Source organism: Rhodococcus wratislaviensis (assembly GCF_041228765.1).
GTDB classification, from domain to species: domain Bacteria; phylum Actinomycetota; class Actinomycetes; order Mycobacteriales; family Mycobacteriaceae; genus Rhodococcus_F; species Rhodococcus_F wratislaviensis.
Window position 1 is genome coordinate 4387979 of the sequence record NZ_CP150488.1, and the last position, 17627, is coordinate 4405605.

Here is a 17627-nt window from a genome sequence, read left to right on the forward strand (position 1 = left end):
CAAGTATTTGAATCAGGTCGAGCTGAATGTGCCCATGCGGAACTATCCGCCGGTGTCCGTTGTTGACGCATGCAGCGGTCGCGAAGTGTCGCGGCACTCGACGAAGGGGAACATGAACATGCGCATCGGAATCATCGGAGCTGGTCAGATCGGTGGCACGCTGACACGCAGGCTGACTGCGCTCGGTCACGATGTGCGCGTGTCGAACTCTCGGACACCCGACACCCTCGCAGACCTCGACAAAGGCGGTACTGAACACCGAAGCCGCCGAGGGTGCAGACCTGGTGATCGTGAGCATCCCGCAGAAGAACGTCGTGGACCTTCCTACCGGCATCCTCGCAGGCGCTGCCGATGGTGCTCCGGTGATCGAGACCAACAACTACTACCCGCAGCAGCGAGACGGATTGATCGCAGCCATCGAAGACGGTCAGGTAGAAAGTGAATGGGTGCAAGAACACCTCGGCGTTCCGGTGTTCAAGGCATTCAACGGAATCTGGTGGAAGCACCTTCTCGAGAAGGGCCTACCGGAGGGGTCGAGCGGCCGGATCGCGCTCCCCGTCGCCGGCGACGACGCACTGAAGAAGCAGGTGGTATTCGACCTGATCAATCAGCTCGGCTTTGACCCTGTCGACGCCGGCACCGTCGAAGATTCCTGGCGTCAGCAGCCAGGAACCCCGGTCTACGGCAAAAATTTTGATCGGGAAGCTACGTTGAAGGCACTGGCGCAGGCAACGCCTGAGCGCACGGACGAGTGGCGTGCTGTGGCGGAGTAGCGCTCGGTGTCGAGCGGCGATTCCCGAATAGGAAGACGGCGCTCGGGGCACTGTCAACTTGTCTGGAAGGTGAGTCAGCGTAGTTGTTTTGGGCATGAATTGGGTGAGTTTTCATGCCGCTGTTCGCGATTCAGGCGGCAGCGGCGGTCACGGTCGCGTCCTGCCAGGCCGCGAAGCGATCCAAAACGCACTCATCCGCCTTCGCCCGGGCCGCGGTCTACAAACCAGGCGGCGACCTGCGCGCGGGAGGTGAAACCGAGCTTGGCCAGCACGTGCTTGACGTGTCCTTGCGCTGTGCGTGGCGAGATCACCAGGCGGGTGGCGATTGCTTTGTTGGTCAAGCCCTCAGCGACCAGCTCGGCGACCTGTAGCTCGCGTTTGGTCAGTGGCGGCGGCGAAGCGGAAGAGGGCACCACTGCATTCGCCGCGTGAGGCTCGTTGAGGGCGTGAACGAAAGCAGTGTTCAAGTTCAAGGCCTGCCATGACCGACGCAGCGGAATCCGACACCGGCTTCAACCGAAGTCCAGGACCACGGTGTCACCGCGTTCGATCACCCGGTCACCGGCCTCGTGGTGCGGATTGGCGCCGTTGGGTCCGGATCCGACGACGGTGAAATCAACCTGCTCGTGCCCGAATCGGCGCAACAACTCCGCCAGCTCGGCCGCGACCTCGCGTTCACGCCTACCGGCGAAAGACGCCTGCACGATGTGCTCATGTCGGAGATGCCGTATCTGCCTGCAGGGTCCAGTAGTGCACCGGCCACCGGATACGGATCGGTGCCATCGGCCCATTCGACGAGCGACACCGCAGCCGTACCCTCCGCGGATTCGGCATCAGACCGCTCGCGCGCGGGAACCACCATGGTCGGTTGACGATCCGGGCACAACACCAAAATCGTGAGGCGTTCGGTGATCGCGGTCGGCCGATACCCCGCCAACCAGACCAGGTCAGGTCCGGGCGTGACGAGAACACCGTCCAGGCCGACGGCGACGGCATCGTGAACAACCCGCGTCATACGGGTGGCGTAGTCGTCGCCGGTGAACGGTGCCGGCGTCGGATGCGCGATCGATGTCATCAGGCCCTCCGGTGACCTCGGGATGGTCGACTGCCCTCCGAATATCTCCGCAACGGAACCGAAGTCGTTCCGGCGAACCAGCCACGTCGCACGTCCTGCGAGGACGGCTGCTCAGGGCCCTCCGCTCGATCGGCACCGCGTCGACACGGTTCACCTCCCATGAGTTGCGCAATCGCACGCTCTGTCGAATGTGCTCCCGCCCAGCCCAACAAATACGTTTTCCGATTCGGTAACGAGGGCACGACAGCGCAGTTCAATTCTCTATCTCGGTTCACTATCGGACTGATCGGACCGGTCTCGGCCCCGCGTAGATTGTGGCGGTAACGCCACGAAGGGCATTGCCGACACGGCCCGTTGCGCCGCGTTTCTCGGCGTCGGCTCGATGGTCGGAGCCGGCATCTTCGCTCTCCTCGGAGAGGCCGGGGCCGTGGCCGGTTCCGCGGTGTGGCTGTCGTTCCTGCTGGCCGGGGTGGTGGCCACCTTGCAGGGCTATGCCGTCGTGAAGTTGGGAGTGCGGTACCCCTCCTACCCCGGCGGCGATGTGAATCCAGCCCCAGGCGATGAGGGCGAACCGGTAGGGTACTCCACACCCACTGAGAATCCATCGCGCGGCCAAGGGTGCGGGGATCACCTTCGAGGATCTGGGGCAGGTCGGTTCTCCGGGCGGGGGTGGGCCCGGGCCCAGGCGGCGTAGCGGGCGGCGAGGGGGGCGGCGGTGAGTCCGTGCGCCAGGACGGAGAGAGCGATCGTGATCACCGCGGTGGTCAGGAGTAGTTCTTCGTGGGGTAGTTCGCCCGGTTCTTCGATGATGAGGATGGCGAAGACGATGGTGGCGAGTCCGCGGGGCCCGAACCAGCCGAGGAAGGCCACGGTCGGGGCGCGTGGGTGGGTGCCGACAAGGGACAGTGCGACGGGAATCATCCGGACGACGGTCAGGCTCACGACGGCGTATCCGAGCACGGCCCAGGAGAGTCGACCGAGTGCGGGACCGAGCAGCACGGCGCCGAAGACGATGAAGGTCACGGCGCTGAACAGGTCACCGGTCTCGTCGATCATGTGCCCGGCGTCGTCGTCGACGTCGGCGCGGCGCCGGAATGCGCCGAAGGTCAGTCCGCCGACGAACGCGGCGATGAATCCGGAACCGCCCAGCGGCACGGCGGCGGTGTAGGCGAGCAGTGCTGCGGTCACCGGCACGGTGTGCGCCCACAGTGGATCGAGGGCGTGGCGCCGACTGGCCGTCACCAGGACGGCGGCGGCGAGTACGCCTGCCCCGACCCCGGCGACGACCCCGTAACCGATCTGCTCGGTGACCAGACGGGCGGCCGCACCGTCGCCGATCGCACCCGCTTCGGCTTGCGCGATCGCGAGCACGATCAGGAACAACGGCACACAGATACCGTCATTGAGGCCGCTTTCGACGTTCAAGCCCTGGCGTATCCGCATCGGCAGCACGGGGAGGGTGACCACGGCCTGACCGAGCGCGGCGTCGGTGGGGGCGAGGATCACTGCGAGCAGCAACGCCTCGGGCCAGGCGAGATCGCCGAGCACGATCGCGGCGGCACCGAATCCGGCCGCGATGGTCAGCGGCAGGCCGATACCGAGAAGTCGCGCAGGTAAGGAAATCTCGGTGCGGAGTTCGGCCAGGTCGACGTGCGCAGCGTCGGAGAACAGCACCAACGCCAGCGTCACCTCGGCGAGCAGTTTGACGATCTCGGCGGTGGCGTGCACGTCGACCACTCCGGCCGCCTCCACGCCGAGCAGCAGCCCGGTGACGGTGAAGACGATCGGGGCGGTGATCGGCGTGCCCGCCACGCGCCGGGAGATCGCCGCGAAGCCGAGCAGGACAACGGCGATCGCGGGCAGCGCCCACGTCATGGCGGCCACGCGTCATTCTCGGTCGATGTCGGCGTGGCGCGAGGTCGTGTCGTGAGACCGCAACCCTCGATCCGCATGATGAATCTCCTGTCCCATCGTCGTCCTCATCGGTTGCGGAAATGCCTGTCGCACTGTTCGTTGTCGCTAGCCGTTTATCTCGCCGGTCGATATGGCCGTGCGGCTCCGTCTTGGTCGGGGTGCCAGGTCGAGACGGCCCAAATCACCACGGCGTTGAGGGCGATGATCGTGATCGCCCACATGGGGTAGTAGGGCAACCAGAGGAAGTTGACGAGGATCGAGATTGCGCAGATCACCATGGCGCCCCCTCGCGCCCAGGCGGCACCGGTGAACAGGGCGATTCCGGCGGCGGTAACGATCGCGCCGAGAACCAGGTGGGTCCACCCCCATGCGGTGAGGTCGAATTGGTAGGTGTAGTCGACTCCGGTGACTATTACGTCATCCTTGGAGATCGCGGACAGGCCCTGGAGTAGCTCGAGGACACCGACGGTAACCAGCAGAACCGCGCCACCCATCGCGGACCCTTGCGCCACACCGCGTTTGACCACAGATTCCTCGGACATGACCGTTTCCCTTCCCGGGCAACGCGTGAAGTTTCCGGCGAACTCCATTGTCCTCCGGTCGGGCCGGTGATGGCGGCAATTCGCGGCAGAAGTGGGCCCGCCGAGTTGTCACCAGGGCCAGGAGCGCGGGGGATGACGCCCACGCGTGATGGATTCCGACCCGGACCGTCGCCGCCGGATCTCGAACATGCCCGCGGTCATCGCCTCCGACCCATTGCCCTGGCAGGTTGTCGCGGGATGCGCCAACCGACGCACTTCATTTCCGCTGCCCAGGCACCGTCCGTTGCCTCCGGTGGTTCACCCTGGGGCGGTCAACATCGGTCGGGGGTTTGTCGCGCATCTTTTCCGCTTCTTGCTCGATCCGATCGACGGCGTCGTCGTTGTCGGGGACGGTCACCACCTTGGCGGCGAAGGCGATCGAGATGACGATCGCCAGCCGCGTTCAGCACCAGGCCGGCGATCGCCAGCGGCTGGCCGATCTGCAGAAATCGCTGCATGGGATCCGCAGCTTGGGTACGTGCCGTCTCGGATGAATTCGAATTGCTTACCCGGCGACCTGGGCGCTTTGCTCGTCGAGGAACTGTTGCAGGAGTTCGCCGGAGTGTTTGATGTGGTCCATCATCGCTTCACTGGCCTTCTTGGAGTCACGATTGCGCAGTGCGTCAAGCACACGCTTGCGTCCGGCAGCAGGGGGATAGCGATGTGTGGTCACGAAGAATCTGCTCGGAACGTACAACAAGGTGGTGGTCAAGAGGAGTTTGAGCTTCGACGAGTCTGAACTTCTGTTGATGATTCTGTGAAACTCGTCGTGGAGGTCTTGCACACGCGCGCTGTCCCCTTTGGCTGCGTACTCGTCGATCTTCTGATCGATTCGTTCGAGGGCCGCGAGGTGATCGGCAGTCAGATTCAGCGCGGCCCTTCCCGCGAGTTCTCCGGCCAGGAAGGCCTGAGCTAGAAAGATGTCGGCGATATCGGTTCGGCTGAGGGTGAGGACTCGAAAGCCCTTTCGTGGTTCGAGGCTGAGGAAGCCTTGGCCGCGTAGTGCCTGCAGTGCCTCGCGCACTGGTGTCGGGCTGACGCCGAGTTCCTCCGCGAGGATCTCCGCGCGCACTCGGTAGCCTGCTGGATATTGTCCGGTCAGTATCTGTTCCCGGATGTGGGACTCGACCTCCGTGGAGAGTTGGGGTCGGCCAATGAGCCCACTCTGCTGCTCTGTATTCGGCATGACCGCCCTCTCCCCGTTACAAGCTCCGACTTCGGGATCACTTTACTACAAACTCTATAGATAATACTATTTTGGTGTCGAGATGGCAGCTACATCAGGATGGGGGAGTTCCTGTCGGGTCTGCTCCACCTTCGTGGTCGGCGACAAGTGGGTCGGTTGAACTCTCGATCGTAGTGTTGGACCGGCCTACCCCGCCGGAGCGGAGCGCGGCGAGTGAAGTCGCGGGTACAAGCCGCGTCATCTTCCTGAAACTGACTGGCAGCGCCCACGCAGACCTCCTCCACGCAGCATATTTGCAACTTTGAGAGATTCGAGGACGGCCAATGACTGAACACACTCGACGGCGAATGGTGCAGATCCGGGGAGAAGTTCCTGCTGAGTGGGAGAATCTACTCGACCTGGATCCGACGTTTGCCGAAGCTTTCGCGGCGTACCTTGCGTCGGCATATGAGTCGGACGTACTACCGGCGCACGTTCGCGAACTGCTCCTCCTCGCGCATGACGCATCGGTCACGGTGCGCGATGTCGGCGGAGTCGAGCTGCGGGTGAGGCGAGCCCTCGAGTTCGGAGCGACGGAGCGCGAAGTGCTCGACGTCTTGTTCCTCCTGCCGTTCATCGCGATACATGGCCTCAGCGAGGGACTTCCGCTCGTTTTCGACCGTGACCGGTATGGCGTTCCGGATGCCACCCGCGGGCCATACTGGGCCGCGTTCGAGGAGCGTTTTCCAGGCGTGCACGGGATGATGGCTGCGGAGCTACCGCGATTCTTCGACGCCTACCGAAATTTGGGCGAGGTGATTTGGCATCAAGCTGAGCTGGAGCCGCACTGGCGGGAACTGGCCCTCGTGGTGGCGGATATGTCCACCACCCATCTGTTCACCGAGGGCGCCGCGATTCACATCCAAAATGCTCTGAGATACGGCGCTACGAAGGATCAGGTGGTTGCGGCACTAGCGCTGACCTCCACTTTTGCCAGCACTGCCGTAGAACTCGGGGTGCGCGCGATCGCTTCGTATCGCGCCCGCAATCGATGAAAAATCGGTTGAGGCAGGTGAAGCCGATGGCCGTGTAAAAGTGCACCGGCCGAACTCGTCTGAGGGCATGCCGACCTATGCGTGCTCGCCGCGGAGCGAGGGCGGCCACAACTAGGTGTTGACGTGACGGGAACCACTTCTATATTTTCTATAGAAAATCTTGACTCCTCTGATGCAAAGGTCTGCCCATGCCGACTACTCCAGCTCAGCGACGGCCCAGTCAGCGACGACTGATCGTCGCTGGTATCTCGACGTCGACCATCGAGTACTACGACTTCCTGCTATACGGGACGATGGCGGCGCTGGTCTTCAATCACCTGTTCTTCCCGTCCTTCAGCCCTGCGGCCGGCACGCTGGCGGCGTTTGCCAGCTTCGCGTTCGGCTTCATCGCGAGGCCGATCGGCAGTCTGATTTTCGGTCGGCTCGGAGACCGTATCGGCCGCAAGCGCACCCTGATGATCTCGCTGACGCTCATGGGACTCTCAACACTGGTGATCGGCATCATGCCGACCTACGCCACGATCGGGGTGGCAGCCCCGATCATCCTGGTGCTCATGCGGTTTCTGCAGGGGCTCGCACTGGGTGGGGAGTGGGCCGGAGCGTCCCTCGTGCTCGTCGAGAATTCTGTTCCGGGACGCGAAAACTTCATGGCGAGCACCGTCCAAATGGGTTCGCTCGGACTGGTGTTGTCGAGTCTTGCCACTACTGTGACGTCCAAACTGACCGGGGACGCGTTCGTGACGTGGGGCTGGCGTTTGCCGTTTCTGGTCGGATTCGTTCTGTTTCTGTTCACGTTCTGGGTGCGCAGGAACATCGAAGACGGTGTGGAGTACACCGAAGCAAGGAAGAACGCCGACGAACGCGACGCGCTCGGGTTGGTGCAGACCGTGCGGGCTTTCTGGAAGCCGATCGTCCTCGGGTTCTTCGTCACCGGCGGCGGTGTGGTGGTGTACTTCACGATCACGACGTACGGGATCGCCTATGCTGCAGGAGCATTGGGGTATGACCGATCGTCGGTACTCGATGCGCTGACACTGGCGGCGGTGGTGTACACCGTCGCGATTCCGCTTGCGGGATGGTGTGCCGATCGGTGGAGTGCACGGGTGGTGCTGACGGCGGGGTTCGTCTTCGGCGTGGCCTTGTCTTTCCCCTTCTTCTGGCTCCTCGAGCGCGGAGTCGTCGGGGTTTTCGTCGGACTCGCGTTGTATCTCGCGCTCTCCCATGCCCTCATCCAGGCGCCGCAGGCGGTCGTGTACAGCAAGCAGTTCCCTCCGCTGGCCCGCTATACCGGCACCGCCCTGAGTCATGCCCTTCCCACCGCGGTGGTCGGCGGTACTGCTCCGGTCATCGCGCAGGGACTTCTCAATGCGACCGGGACAAATGCGGCGATTTCCATTTATGTCCTCGTCATGGCTGCACTCGGCATAGTGTGCTCATACCTGCTTACCGCTCGGCAGTTCGGGCCCGCGAGTCGCCCGAGTGCCGATAGTGAGGCAGTGCGAGGAAGCGTTCCCGACCTGGCCGGCTAGGGCGCGCAGCTCTCCCGTCAACCGCCGCACCCATCGGCAGCTGATGGTTGACACCATATTGCCTCCCGCATATTCTATAGAAAATAGTAAAAGAGGTGTCTACCGTGGATGAAACCGATACCCCATACGCCCTGGCAAATGAACCGGATGTGGCGGCGGTATTCGAGGCCTATGCCGCCCGTCGCCCGGAACAGCCGTTGGTTGTCGACGAGGACCGCATGGTGACGGCTCGACAGATGCTGCACGTGGTGCAGACGCTCCAACACAACCTGGGTCTGGCTGGGCTGGAGCCGGGTGAGGCGGTCGGCGTCCTGCTCCCCAATGGGTGGAGGTGGCTCGCAGCCACCCTGGCGCTGGTACGCGGCGGATACATCGCCGTGCCACTCAACACCTGGTACAGGTCAGCAGAGTTGCGCTCGGCACGAGGAAAGTCGCGGTTGCGCGCCGTGATCTCGCAGTCGGAGATCAATGGCCGGGACTACGTCTCATTGCTGGCAGGTTCCTCCCTGCTGGAGCCCGACCTGGACGCGCGCTATCGAGGTGCCTTCCTGTGGGACGGGGAATTGCCAACCGGTCTGTCGACGGTGCCGACCCGGATGCCCGCTTCCGTCGTCACATCGCACGAGGACACGGCAATGTACGTCTTCACCAGCGGCAGTAGCGCCGAGCCCAAGGTCGTCGTGCTCCGACACGGGGATCTCATGCGAAACGGATACGCGATGGGACAGCGACTCGGGGTGGAAGTGGGCGATCGAATCTGGTTCGCCGCCCCGCTGTTCTTCGGACTCGGCTGCGCCAACGCCGTGACCGTCGCTCTCACCCATGGGGTGACGCTCTGCCTGCAAGAACGGTTCGATCCGGCACGATCCGCCGCATTCATCGAGAAGCACCAGTGCACGGTGTTCTACGGCGTCGGCCCGATCGCTCGCGGTCTGGCGAAGGAGCAGGCCGTGAACCCCCGAGACCTGTCGTGCCTGACGAAGGGGGTGATCGGGGTGACGGCCGAGGACAAGAGAGTGGCGATCGACAAGCTGGGACTCAGCAACGCCCGCAGCGTGTATGGGCTCACCGAGTGCTACGGGCTAGCGGCGATGACCGAGCCGGGCGACGATGCAGCAGCACTTGTTCACACCCAGGGACGGGCCTTGCCGACCCAGGCCATTCGATGCGTTGACCGCATGACGGGGGATGTCGTAGCCGAGGGTTCGGCAGACCGGCTCGGTGAGATCCAGCTTCGAGGGTGCACGACACCCGGCTACCTGAACAATGACGAAGCCAACGCGGCGTCCTTCACCCCCGATGGATGGTTCCGTACCGGCGACCTCGGATGGATCGATTACGAGCAGCGACTGCATTTCGCGGGGCGGGTGAAGGAGGTGGTCAAGATCAACGGAATCACTATCTCCCCAGCCGAGGTCGAGGCTTTCATCACCGAGCACCCCAATGTCGAGGACGCATATGTTTTCGGTTGGCCGATCGACGACACGGAGGAGAAGTTGTGTTGCGCGGTCGTGCTGAATTCGTCCGACCGCAAGACGGATGAGGAGATCGGCCAATGGCTCGGACACTGGCTCCGCGAACGAATCTCATCGTACAAAGTCCCCGTCCGGTTCGTCGTCATCGAGGAAGGCAAGGTGCCGATGACCGCGACCGGGAAGATCAGTAAACGGCTCATTGGCGAGCAGTTCATCGGACTGCAGGCTAGCGCGGAGGAGAACACATGCGTCAGGTGATGATGGAACGATTCGGTGGACCTGAGGTGCTCGACATCGTCCATTCCGCCGATCCGCAACCTCGTGCGACCCAGGTGATCGTCCAGGTCGAAGCCGTGGGAGTGTGCGGGCACGATACCGCCGACCGGGCCGGGTTGACCCGGATACCGACACCGTGCGTGCTAGGCCATGAAATCGCGGGCACCGTAGTAGACATTGGTGCATCAGTGACCCACATCAAGGTGGGCGACCGAGTGGCCTGCAAGCAACACCACACCTGTGGATGGTGCACCGCATGTCGGACGGGGCGGGAACTCGACTGTACGCAAACCGTTTTCGTCTATGGCGGCTACGCAGATTTCGCCCTACTCGAGGAAGACACCCTTGCTGTGCTGCCCGACCAGGTGTCCATGGCAACCGCTGCGGTCGCGGCCTGTGCGGTGGGTAGCTGCGTGCAGGCACTCGCCGGCGCCGCAAATCTGAGGCCCGAAGACACGGTGCTGATCACCGGCGCCGGCGGCGGCCTCGGCATTCACGCGCTGCAGGTGGCCGCCGCGAAGGGGGCACGGGTGATCGCCTTGACGTCGTCGGCGTCGAAGATCGAATCCCTGCGCAAGTACGGTGCACATGAGGTCGTCCTCTCCACAGATGACCCCGTGACGCACCTCGCGGATCTCACCCGAGGACATGGCGTCGACGTCGTACTCGACAACGTCGGGCTTCCGTCCGTTTTCGACACCGGATTTCGAGCCTTGGCCCGCCGCGGTCGCTACGTCCTCACCGGCCAACTCGAGCGCGAGAAGATCAGCCTGTACCCAGCCTTCGTGTTCTTCAAGGAGGCCGTCATCACAGGTTCGGCCTCGACCTCGTCGAAATCGTTTCTCGAAGCGATCGAACTCGTCGCATCAGGATCGGTCACCGGTGTCACCACCGAGTACTCCCTCGATCAGGTCGTCGATGCCCATCGGGCGGTCGAGAATTCGGCGGTGCTTGGCCGGGCGGTTCTGGTGCCGTGAACGCCCTGTCAATCTCGCCGTGCGTCGAGCACAGCGAGATGCTCTGCCCCGGTCCGGCAATCGAGCTGGCGATGCTGCTCGGCCTCCCGGACCGGCCGCCCGATAAGGACGCCGCGCTGCCGCCACTGTGGCATTGGGTCTACCTACCGGAGCGCCCGAACCGGGCCGATCTCGGAGAGGACGGCCTGCCCACACACGGATCACTCGTTCCCTCCCCGTCCACCGGCAGTCGACGACTACTCGCGGGCGGCACCGTCGAGTTCATCTACGAACTGCGGATCGGCCGCTCGGCGACACGCCGCTCGGTCGTGGCCGGCCGGCAGACGAAGGCGGGTAGGTCAGGCGGCCTCGTATTCACGACAATCGTCCATGAAATTGTTCAGAACGGCCGGATCTGCATCCGTGAGAGGCAGGACGTTGTCGACGTCCCGCCGCGCTCGGTGGCCGGCGCGCAAGGCGACCGACCGACCGAGGTGGTCGGCCCGGATTCTGTCGAAGTTTCGATCGATCCAGTTGTGTTGTTTCGTTTCTCCGCCGCGGCGGGTGTGTCGCACCGCATTCATTGGGACGAGAAGTACGCGCAGGAGGTCGAGGGGTATCCCGGGCTCGTGGTGCAGGGCCCGCTTCAAACAATTCTGATGGCCGAAGGTCTTCGGGCGAGGCGCCAGCAGGCCCCCCGTGCGCTCGAGTACCGATATCTCGCTCCACTCATCGCGAACAAGCGAATGTTCATCTGCTGGAACGGTGCCGAAGCCTACGTCCAGGACGGAACCGGACGGAGAACCGCGTGGGCGAGAGTCCGCGAGTGAACAGGCGGGTCTGCGCTCACATTCTTACAATGAAAGAAGAATCTGGTGAGAGATAGCAACAGCAGTGCCAGCGCACTCACGCTGCCGCACGACGCCCGAGTGATCGGCGCGGGCCTCGGGTTTACCGAGGGGCCGGCAGCGCTGAATACCGGCGAAGTCGGTGTGGTGAGTATCAACCGCGGAAAGGTGTATGCGGTCGACCTGCAGGGTGCGGGCGCACGCGAGATCGCCGAGACCGGTGGTGGACCCAACTGCCTCGCTGTCGGGGCGGAGGGAGAAATCTGGGTAACCCAGAACGGTGCCACCGCGATGGCGAGCAAATCTGCTCTGTCTCGGCCCCCGTCGATCCAGAGGATCGACGCCGGAGTGGTGTCAACCGTGCTGGACACCGGTGTGTCCGCCCCGAGTGACTGCGTTATCGGCCCCGACGGCCGACTGTGGTTCACTGATCCGGCAAGTCACGGCACCGGCGCGGGGAATGCCTCAGGTGCTCTGCGTGTATTTGATCCCGAGACGTCGAACGTGTGCACCCTGCTTGAAGGCTTGCAGTTTCCGAACGGGTTATGCTTCGCGCGCGAACCTGGCCACCTCTACGTGGCCGAGACCGTGCGCGGAGTTGTGCGGCGGTACCGGTTTGACGGGGCCCAATGTCAGTGGGATGGATGGGAAGTCGAAGTCCCGGGCGGAACCCCGGACGGTATCGCCCTCGATAGTCAGGGATGGCTGTGGGTTGCCGGCGGAACGGGCGACAACGTCGTCGCATTCGACCCCGCTGGGAAGGTTCGCAACGAACTGTCATTCGGTCACGGAGTGCTGGTGACCAGTGTCTGCTTCGCCGGCGAACGACTCGATACCCTCGTCGTCACCGTCGCAAAAGGTGGTTCCGTCATTGCGTTGCCGGCGATTCACCCAGGGCAGCCGTTGCCGGTGACGCGTCTCGACGAGATCGTCGATGCGGCGAAAAGGTTTGGGTGCCATGAGTGACCGCCCGTACGACGGCATCCGCGTACTCGAGTTCGCGGGCCTGGGTGCTGCCCCCTTTGCGTGCAGCCTGCTGGCGGATGCCGGAGCTGACGTGATCCGGATCGAACGTCCCGGCGGAACGCCTACGACTCCGTCGCCGACCTTTCGTGGACGCACCACCATCGAGGCGGACCTCAAGAACGCGGACGATTGCGCACGAGTGCGGGAAATCGCCACTCGAGCAGATGTTCTCGTGGAGGGATTCCGGCCGGGAGTCATGGAGAGGCTGAGGCTCGGTCCCGGCGACCTCTGCCACGACCATCCGGGGTTGGTATATGCGCGAATGACCGGTTGGGGGCAGTTCGGGCCGGCCGCCCATGAGCCGGGCCACGATCTGAACTACCTCGCCATGTCGGGGGCCGCGCGATCGATTGCCCGAGAGGACGAGGACCCGGTGCCGCCCCTGAACATGATCGCCGATTACGGGGGCGGCTTGATGCTCGCTTACGGAATCGGTCTCGCGCTGTTCGAACGCCGTACCTCAGGTCGGGGCCAAGTGATCGACGCAGCCATGGCTGATGCGGCACTACTGCTGATGTCGGGCTTGTGGCAGCGCAAAGCCGAGGGTCGTTGGTCCCCGGTTCCGGGGACCAACGACATGGATTCCGGTGCCCCGTTCTACAACAGCTACCGAACCAGCGACGGCCACTACATGGCCGTGGGCAGCGTCGAGCCGAGGTTCTACAAGAACCTCCTGCGGGTGCTCGGGCTCCAACACGACCTGCACGACCTGCAAAATGACCGGGCCCGATGGCCGGAGGCCAAACGCCGCATCGGTGACGTCTTCGCCACCAAAACTCGCGCTGAATGGACAACACTCTTCGCCGGCGCCGAAGCTTGTGTGACACCCGTCAACGCTGTCGAAGAAGTTACATCCGATCCGCACGTGCGTGCACGCGCAATGATGCTGGACCAGAACGGAATTAAGTTTCCCGCGGCTGCGCCGCGACTGAGTCGCACGGAGCTGAAACTCAGCGACTCATCCATCCGGCCACTCGCTCTACACGATGTCGTCGAGCAATGGCGCAGCGCTGATGCTACCCAACAACCAGTTAAGGAGGGCATGTGACTAACGTGCTCGATCTGCCCCCGTTGAGGTCGGACTTGTTCACCACGGAACCGTTCGCATTGGTCGGCACACAATGTGAGTCCGGGCATTCCTCGTTCCCGACCAGAGATTTCTGCCCGGTCTGCTATTCCACCGACGTCCAACCGATCGAACTGCCCCCTTCCGGGACGGTGGAGACGTTCACCACGGTTCACCAAGCCCCGCCCGGGGTGACAGTTCCCTATCACCTGGCCTTCGTGAGGCTTCCCGGTCCCGTGGTTCTCCTGTCCCGGCTGCAACTCGCCACCGGTGGGGAACCGCAGATCGGCGACGAAGTCCATATCGTTCCATCCCGGATGCGGATTGACGACGTCGACCATCTCACCTTCGCTTTCGAACTGAAGGAGCACGCATGACGAGGACACCGGTCCATGCCGCCGGGGCCGGCATGGTCAGATTCGGCAAGTATCCGAAGAGCGTCACCCTCGAGAACATGGCGGTCGATGCCGCTCGGACCGCCCTCTCCGAGGCGAATGCAACCCCCCAGAATATCGATGCCCTGTACCTCGGAACCGTTTTCGGGGGATCGGTCGCAGGCCAGCGGGTTGCCGCGCAACTGGGGATGTCGGGCCAACCCGTCACGAATCTCGAGAACGCCTGTTCGAGCGGTGCAACCGCAGTGCGCGACGCATGGGTCGCAGTGTCGTCGGGTCTCCACGATGTCGTTCTGGTCGTCGGTGCGGAAAAGATGACCGATCGAATTTCAGGTGGGATTCTCGCCGACCTCTCCGACCTCGACGCGGCAACCGGCTTGATCATGGCCGCCAACCACGCAATGAGCGCTCGCAGGTACATGCACGATCACGGCGCCACACGCGCACAGATCGCCGCAGTCGCAGTCAAGAACCACGCACACTCCGTACATAATCCATTTGCGCAGTATCAGCATGCGATCAGTTCGGCTCAAGTCCTCGAAGCAAGGCCGATTGCCGATCCGTTAGGACTCCTCGACTGCAGCCCCATCAGCGACGGCGCCGCCGCGCTGGTCGTCGCGAATACGGCCGGCCTCGCACGACTCGGCTTGGACCGAAACCATCCACGAATCCTTGGATGTGGACTTGTCAGCGGGACCTTGCACGACGGCACCCGCTCGATCAACGAAGAGGACATTTCCCGCCGCGGCGGCGAAGCTGCTTGGAACATGACAGGAATCGACCCCAGTGACGTCGACTTCGTGGAAATGCACGACTGCTTCACCATCGCGGAGATCGTCCGGATGGAAGGCCTCGGATTGATACCACGCGGCGAAGGCGGCCGGTGGGCCGAACAAGGCCTGACCGCGTTGGGAGGAAAGCTCCCCGTCAACCCCAGCGGCGGACTCCTTTCCCGAGGACACCCGGTCGGAGCCACCGGTGTAGCCCAGGCTTGCGAGTTGACCTGGCAGCTGCGGGGGCAGGCCGGCGGCCGTCAAGTCGCAGGTGCGAAAACGGGCCTGGCGTACTGCAAGGGTGGCACCGTGGCGGGAACCGACGGCGCCTCCGTCACCACGTTGGTGATGCAAGCATGAACCACCCCACCACTCCATTGTTGTTGCCTGCGACCGCGCTGGTCGGTATCGGCGCCGATTCACACGCTCTCACCGCCAAACTCGACCTCGAAGTGTATGCAGCAGAAGGAGCCACCCAACAGGTCTGCATCGTTGTCACCCCGCCTGCACCCCTGCCCTTCGCGGCGTCGACGGAAGAAGACCTCGAATCCGCGAAGACCCTCATCGCAGACGTTGTGCATTCCCTTCAGAGCGCAGTAACAAAATTCCGGGAACAAGGGGTTGCGCACGGGAGCATCGCCGTTCTAGCACCTGCCAAAGCAGTGTTGGGGGAGTCGAGTTCGGTACTGCCGGGCTTGGTTGGGGGCGCGGTGCTTTCACTGTGTCGAACCGTGGCCATCGAGCTGAAGAAAGACTCCGTCTCACTGAACACGGTCCTACACGGTGACTTCTCCGTCGCCGAGTGCGACGCGATCGCATCACTTCTCCACGTATTCCGGTCCAGCCCCGCGCTGACCGGTCAGGAAATCTACACCGCGGACGGACCCAATCTCGGAAGGATCAAACCATGAGCGTTCGAACAAACAAGATCGCTCTGGTCACCGGCGCCGGCAGTGGAATCGGAGCAGCCACTACAACCAGCCTCCTTCGCGAGGGTTATACGGTTGTCCTGACCGACCTCCCACACGTGATCGAGCAGCGCTGGCACCAGACCCTGCCGGCGAACGTGCATCCATTTCCCCTGGACGTAGGTGATCGCAACTCCCGCATCGACGCCATCGAATCAGTGGCCTCCGAGTACGGCCGCCTCGACGTCTTGGTCAACTGCGCAGGTATCAGCAGAGATGCTCGCCTTACCAACATCACCGACAGCGACCTGGAACTCACTCTGGATGTGAACCTCATCGGAGCGCCCTCGCTCGTTTGCCAGGCGCTTCCACTGATGGAAGCCGCCGGAGGGGGCGCGGTGATCAACATCGCATCACGGGCGTGGCTGGGGATTTTCGGCTCCGGCGCATACTCCGCCTCCAAGGGCGGGTTGATCGGCGCAACGAGATCGTTGGCGCTCGAGATCGGCGCGCTGGGAGTCACCGCGAATTGCATCGCACCGGGGTACATCGAAACCCCTCTGTCGGCCACACTTCCTGCGCAAGTACTCGAAAAGACCTTGCACTCCATCCCGGTAGGACGCGGAGGCGTCCCGGACGATATCGCGGCCGCCGTCAGGTACCTGGTCTGCGAGGGCTCCTATGTCACCGGCCAGGTCCTGACCGTCTGCGGTGGCCGCTCCATCGGAGATCCTGTCTCGCTATAGGAGTGGGGTGGTGCTCCTCGATCGCGACTGATCGGCGATACTTCGGCTCTACCGCGCCGCTTGGCCTATTTTTTCCCACCCTCGGGACCCACGACGCGACCGAGACGGTCGCGCAATTGAAGGGAGATGTCGAAATGTCCAGTCCGCGCACCGCGCACATCACCGGCGAGGACCAGAATCGTGACGCCCAGGCAGTCCGTTACGAATGGAGCACGATCGGCTTCCAACTCTTGAACCAAAGTGCCGCATCCTCAGCAGTCGATCGATGGGCTCAGGACGGGGACGACGGCGGAATCTACCTCGGCGCCTGGACGTCGGAAAATGGCAGACTCGGCCGAATCTGGGTGCTGCGCCGCTTCCCCGACAGTGCGGCCATGCTGGCCGCACGAGAACGACTCCGCCTCGACGGCCACCCTCTCGCCTCCATCGACGCGATCGAGTCCGTCAGCGTGGAGTCGTTCGCACCCTTGCCGTTCATGCCTCTCGTGGAAACCGGGACGTTCGGACCTGCGTACGAGATCCGCGACTACAGGCTCGTCCCCGGTGGTCTCACCGACACCATCGCGGGTTGGCGTAAAGCACTTCCGCTTCGCGATCCGGTCGACCCGATAACGGTGGTGATGTACGCCCTCGACGGTCCTGACCGGCTCCTTCACATCTGGCCGTTCAAGAGCCCCAACGAACGGCTCGCTGTCCGGCGAGAAGTGTACGAAGCCGGGATTTGGCCACCTCCGGGAGGTCCGGACGTAATTCGGGACGCGGATTCCACTATGGTCTGGCCGCTGCCGTCGTCACCTTTGCAGTGAAGGTACCGGCATCACCGCGGACAGATAACGGTGAGCCGTCATGCTCGGGTGCGCGTTTAGTCAGGCGACCAACAAGCCCGACGGCACCGACAACATGGACATCTATGGCAAGGAACCTCGAAGCGACCTCGAGACCGGGGTTACGAAACGGAACAGGAAGGGTTATGCATTCACTCAATCGAGTTGCTGCTGTCGTTGGGGTCGGCGCAACGACATTCGGAAGCCTGTCAGGAAGATCGGCTGAACAGCTCGGAGCCTGG

General features: G+C 63.3%; 16 protein-coding genes and 4 pseudogenes. 14 read left to right on the top strand and 6 right to left on the bottom strand.

What is annotated here, in order from left to right:
* The first annotated feature begins 118 nt into the window (after positions 1 to 118).
* Positions 119 to 773: pseudogene (locus tag WKC72_RS20320) on the top strand (NADPH-dependent F420 reductase).
* Between the two features lie 191 nt (positions 774 to 964).
* On the opposite strand, the pseudogene WKC72_RS20325 reads toward WKC72_RS20320, so the two are convergent.
* From WKC72_RS20325 to WKC72_RS20350, 6 genes and pseudogenes are all read right to left on the bottom strand, one after another.
* Positions 965 to 1162, bottom strand: a pseudogene (locus WKC72_RS20325) (response regulator transcription factor); the annotation flags it as partial.
* Positions 1163 to 1285: 123 nt separating this feature from the next.
* Complete coding sequence (locus WKC72_RS20330; protein ID WP_370178676.1) at positions 1286 to 1477, bottom strand: M24 family metallopeptidase; 192 nt, start codon at positions 1475 to 1477, stop codon at positions 1286 to 1288.
* Between the two features lie 14 nt (positions 1478 to 1491).
* A pseudogene (locus WKC72_RS20335) lies at positions 1492 to 1848 on the bottom strand (aminopeptidase P family N-terminal domain-containing protein); the annotation flags it as partial.
* 627 nt (positions 1849 to 2475) lie between these two features.
* Positions 2476 to 3723 (bottom strand): cation:proton antiporter, encoded by a 1248-nt coding sequence (locus WKC72_RS20340; protein ID WP_370184425.1) that lies wholly within the window; start codon positions 3721 to 3723, stop codon positions 2476 to 2478.
* A 152-nt stretch (positions 3724 to 3875) separates the two neighbouring features.
* Positions 3876 to 4304 (bottom strand): hypothetical protein, encoded by a 429-nt coding sequence (locus WKC72_RS20345; RefSeq protein WP_128642079.1) that lies wholly within the window; start codon positions 4302 to 4304, stop codon positions 3876 to 3878.
* Between the two features lie 544 nt (positions 4305 to 4848).
* Positions 4849 to 5529, bottom strand: coding sequence for a GntR family transcriptional regulator (locus tag WKC72_RS20350; protein WP_128638370.1), 681 nt, complete (start codon positions 5527 to 5529; stop codon positions 4849 to 4851).
* A 323-nt stretch (positions 5530 to 5852) separates the two neighbouring features.
* Here WKC72_RS20350 and WKC72_RS20355 point away from each other — a divergent pair, with 323 nt between their 5' ends.
* From WKC72_RS20355 to WKC72_RS20415, 13 genes and pseudogenes are all read left to right on the top strand, one after another.
* Complete coding sequence (locus tag WKC72_RS20355) at positions 5853 to 6563, top strand: carboxymuconolactone decarboxylase family protein (protein WP_128638371.1); 711 nt, start codon at positions 5853 to 5855, stop codon at positions 6561 to 6563.
* Between the two features lie 188 nt (positions 6564 to 6751).
* The gene (locus tag WKC72_RS20360; RefSeq protein WP_128638372.1) at positions 6752 to 8092 is read left to right on the top strand and encodes an MFS transporter; all 1341 of its coding nucleotides are present in this window, start codon (positions 6752 to 6754) and stop codon (positions 8090 to 8092) included.
* 104 nt (positions 8093 to 8196) lie between these two features.
* Positions 8197 to 9825 (top strand): class I adenylate-forming enzyme family protein, encoded by a 1629-nt coding sequence (locus tag WKC72_RS20365; RefSeq protein ID WP_235214315.1) that lies wholly within the window; start codon positions 8197 to 8199, stop codon positions 9823 to 9825.
* Positions 9826 to 9827: 2 nt separating this feature from the next.
* Positions 9828 to 10175 (top strand): annotated as a pseudogene (locus WKC72_RS20370) (alcohol dehydrogenase catalytic domain-containing protein); the annotation flags it as partial.
* Positions 10176 to 10214: 39 nt separating this feature from the next.
* Positions 10215 to 10820 (top strand): zinc-binding dehydrogenase, encoded by a 606-nt coding sequence (locus WKC72_RS20375; RefSeq protein WP_235214316.1) that lies wholly within the window; start codon positions 10215 to 10217, stop codon positions 10818 to 10820.
* Positions 10817 to 11629: a hypothetical protein gene (locus tag WKC72_RS20380; protein ID WP_370178680.1), complete on the top strand. Its 813-nt coding sequence runs from the start codon at positions 10817 to 10819 to the stop codon at positions 11627 to 11629. The genes WKC72_RS20375 and WKC72_RS20380 overlap by 4 nt, the downstream gene beginning before the upstream one ends.
* Before the next feature lie 45 nt (positions 11630 to 11674).
* Positions 11675 to 12613 (top strand): SMP-30/gluconolactonase/LRE family protein, encoded by a 939-nt coding sequence (locus WKC72_RS20385; RefSeq protein ID WP_370178682.1) that lies wholly within the window; start codon positions 11675 to 11677, stop codon positions 12611 to 12613.
* The gene (locus tag WKC72_RS20390; protein WP_370178684.1) at positions 12582 to 13721 is read left to right on the top strand and encodes a CaiB/BaiF CoA transferase family protein; all 1140 of its coding nucleotides are present in this window, start codon (positions 12582 to 12584) and stop codon (positions 13719 to 13721) included. Before WKC72_RS20385 ends, WKC72_RS20390 begins: the two co-directional genes overlap by 32 nt.
* On the top strand, positions 13718 to 14116 hold the full coding sequence (locus WKC72_RS20395) for a Zn-ribbon domain-containing OB-fold protein (protein ID WP_128638378.1): 399 nt from the start codon (positions 13718 to 13720) through the stop codon (positions 14114 to 14116). The genes WKC72_RS20390 and WKC72_RS20395 overlap by 4 nt, the downstream gene beginning before the upstream one ends.
* A complete protein-coding gene (locus tag WKC72_RS20400; RefSeq protein WP_128638379.1) occupies positions 14113 to 15267 on the top strand; it encodes a thiolase family protein in 1155 nt (384 codons plus the stop codon). Before WKC72_RS20395 ends, WKC72_RS20400 begins: the two co-directional genes overlap by 4 nt.
* Complete coding sequence (locus WKC72_RS20405) at positions 15264 to 15818, top strand: hypothetical protein (protein WP_128638380.1); 555 nt, start codon at positions 15264 to 15266, stop codon at positions 15816 to 15818. Before WKC72_RS20400 ends, WKC72_RS20405 begins: the two co-directional genes overlap by 4 nt.
* Positions 15815 to 16561 carry an SDR family NAD(P)-dependent oxidoreductase gene (locus WKC72_RS20410; protein ID WP_370178688.1) on the top strand — a complete coding sequence of 249 codons (747 nt, stop codon included), beginning with the start codon at positions 15815 to 15817 and terminating at the stop codon, positions 16559 to 16561. The genes WKC72_RS20405 and WKC72_RS20410 overlap by 4 nt, the downstream gene beginning before the upstream one ends.
* A gap of 134 nt (positions 16562 to 16695) precedes the next feature.
* The gene (locus WKC72_RS20415; protein WP_128638382.1) at positions 16696 to 17367 is read left to right on the top strand and encodes an NIPSNAP family protein; all 672 of its coding nucleotides are present in this window, start codon (positions 16696 to 16698) and stop codon (positions 17365 to 17367) included.
* Positions 17368 to 17627 lie beyond the last annotated feature (260 nt).

What these genes read in the sequence shown, in the direction of transcription:
- WKC72_RS20340 (WP_370184425.1), bottom strand. Translation starts at nt 3,723, where the DNA reads ATGACGTGGGCGCTGCCCGCGATCGCCGTTGTCCTGCTCGGCTTCGCG.
- WKC72_RS20345 (WP_128642079.1), bottom strand. Translation starts at nt 4,304, where the DNA reads ATGTCCGAGGAATCTGTGGTCAAACGCGGTGTGGCGCAAGGGTCCGCG.
- WKC72_RS20350 (WP_128638370.1), bottom strand. Translation starts at nt 5,529, where the DNA reads ATGCCGAATACAGAGCAGCAGAGTGGGCTCATTGGCCGACCCCAACTC.
- WKC72_RS20355 (WP_128638371.1), top strand. Translation starts at nt 5,853, where the DNA reads ATGACTGAACACACTCGACGGCGAATGGTGCAGATCCGGGGAGAAGTT.
- WKC72_RS20360 (WP_128638372.1), top strand. Translation starts at nt 6,752, where the DNA reads ATGCCGACTACTCCAGCTCAGCGACGGCCCAGTCAGCGACGACTGATC.
- WKC72_RS20375 (WP_235214316.1), top strand. Translation starts at nt 10,215, where the DNA reads ATGGCAACCGCTGCGGTCGCGGCCTGTGCGGTGGGTAGCTGCGTGCAG.
- WKC72_RS20390 (WP_370178684.1), top strand. Translation starts at nt 12,582, where the DNA reads ATGCGGCGAAAAGGTTTGGGTGCCATGAGTGACCGCCCGTACGACGGC.
- WKC72_RS20400 (WP_128638379.1), top strand. Translation starts at nt 14,113, where the DNA reads ATGACGAGGACACCGGTCCATGCCGCCGGGGCCGGCATGGTCAGATTC.
- WKC72_RS20405 (WP_128638380.1), top strand. Translation starts at nt 15,264, where the DNA reads ATGAACCACCCCACCACTCCATTGTTGTTGCCTGCGACCGCGCTGGTC.
- WKC72_RS20410 (WP_370178688.1), top strand. Translation starts at nt 15,815, where the DNA reads ATGAGCGTTCGAACAAACAAGATCGCTCTGGTCACCGGCGCCGGCAGT.
- WKC72_RS20415 (WP_128638382.1), top strand. Translation starts at nt 16,696, where the DNA reads ATGTCCAGTCCGCGCACCGCGCACATCACCGGCGAGGACCAGAATCGT.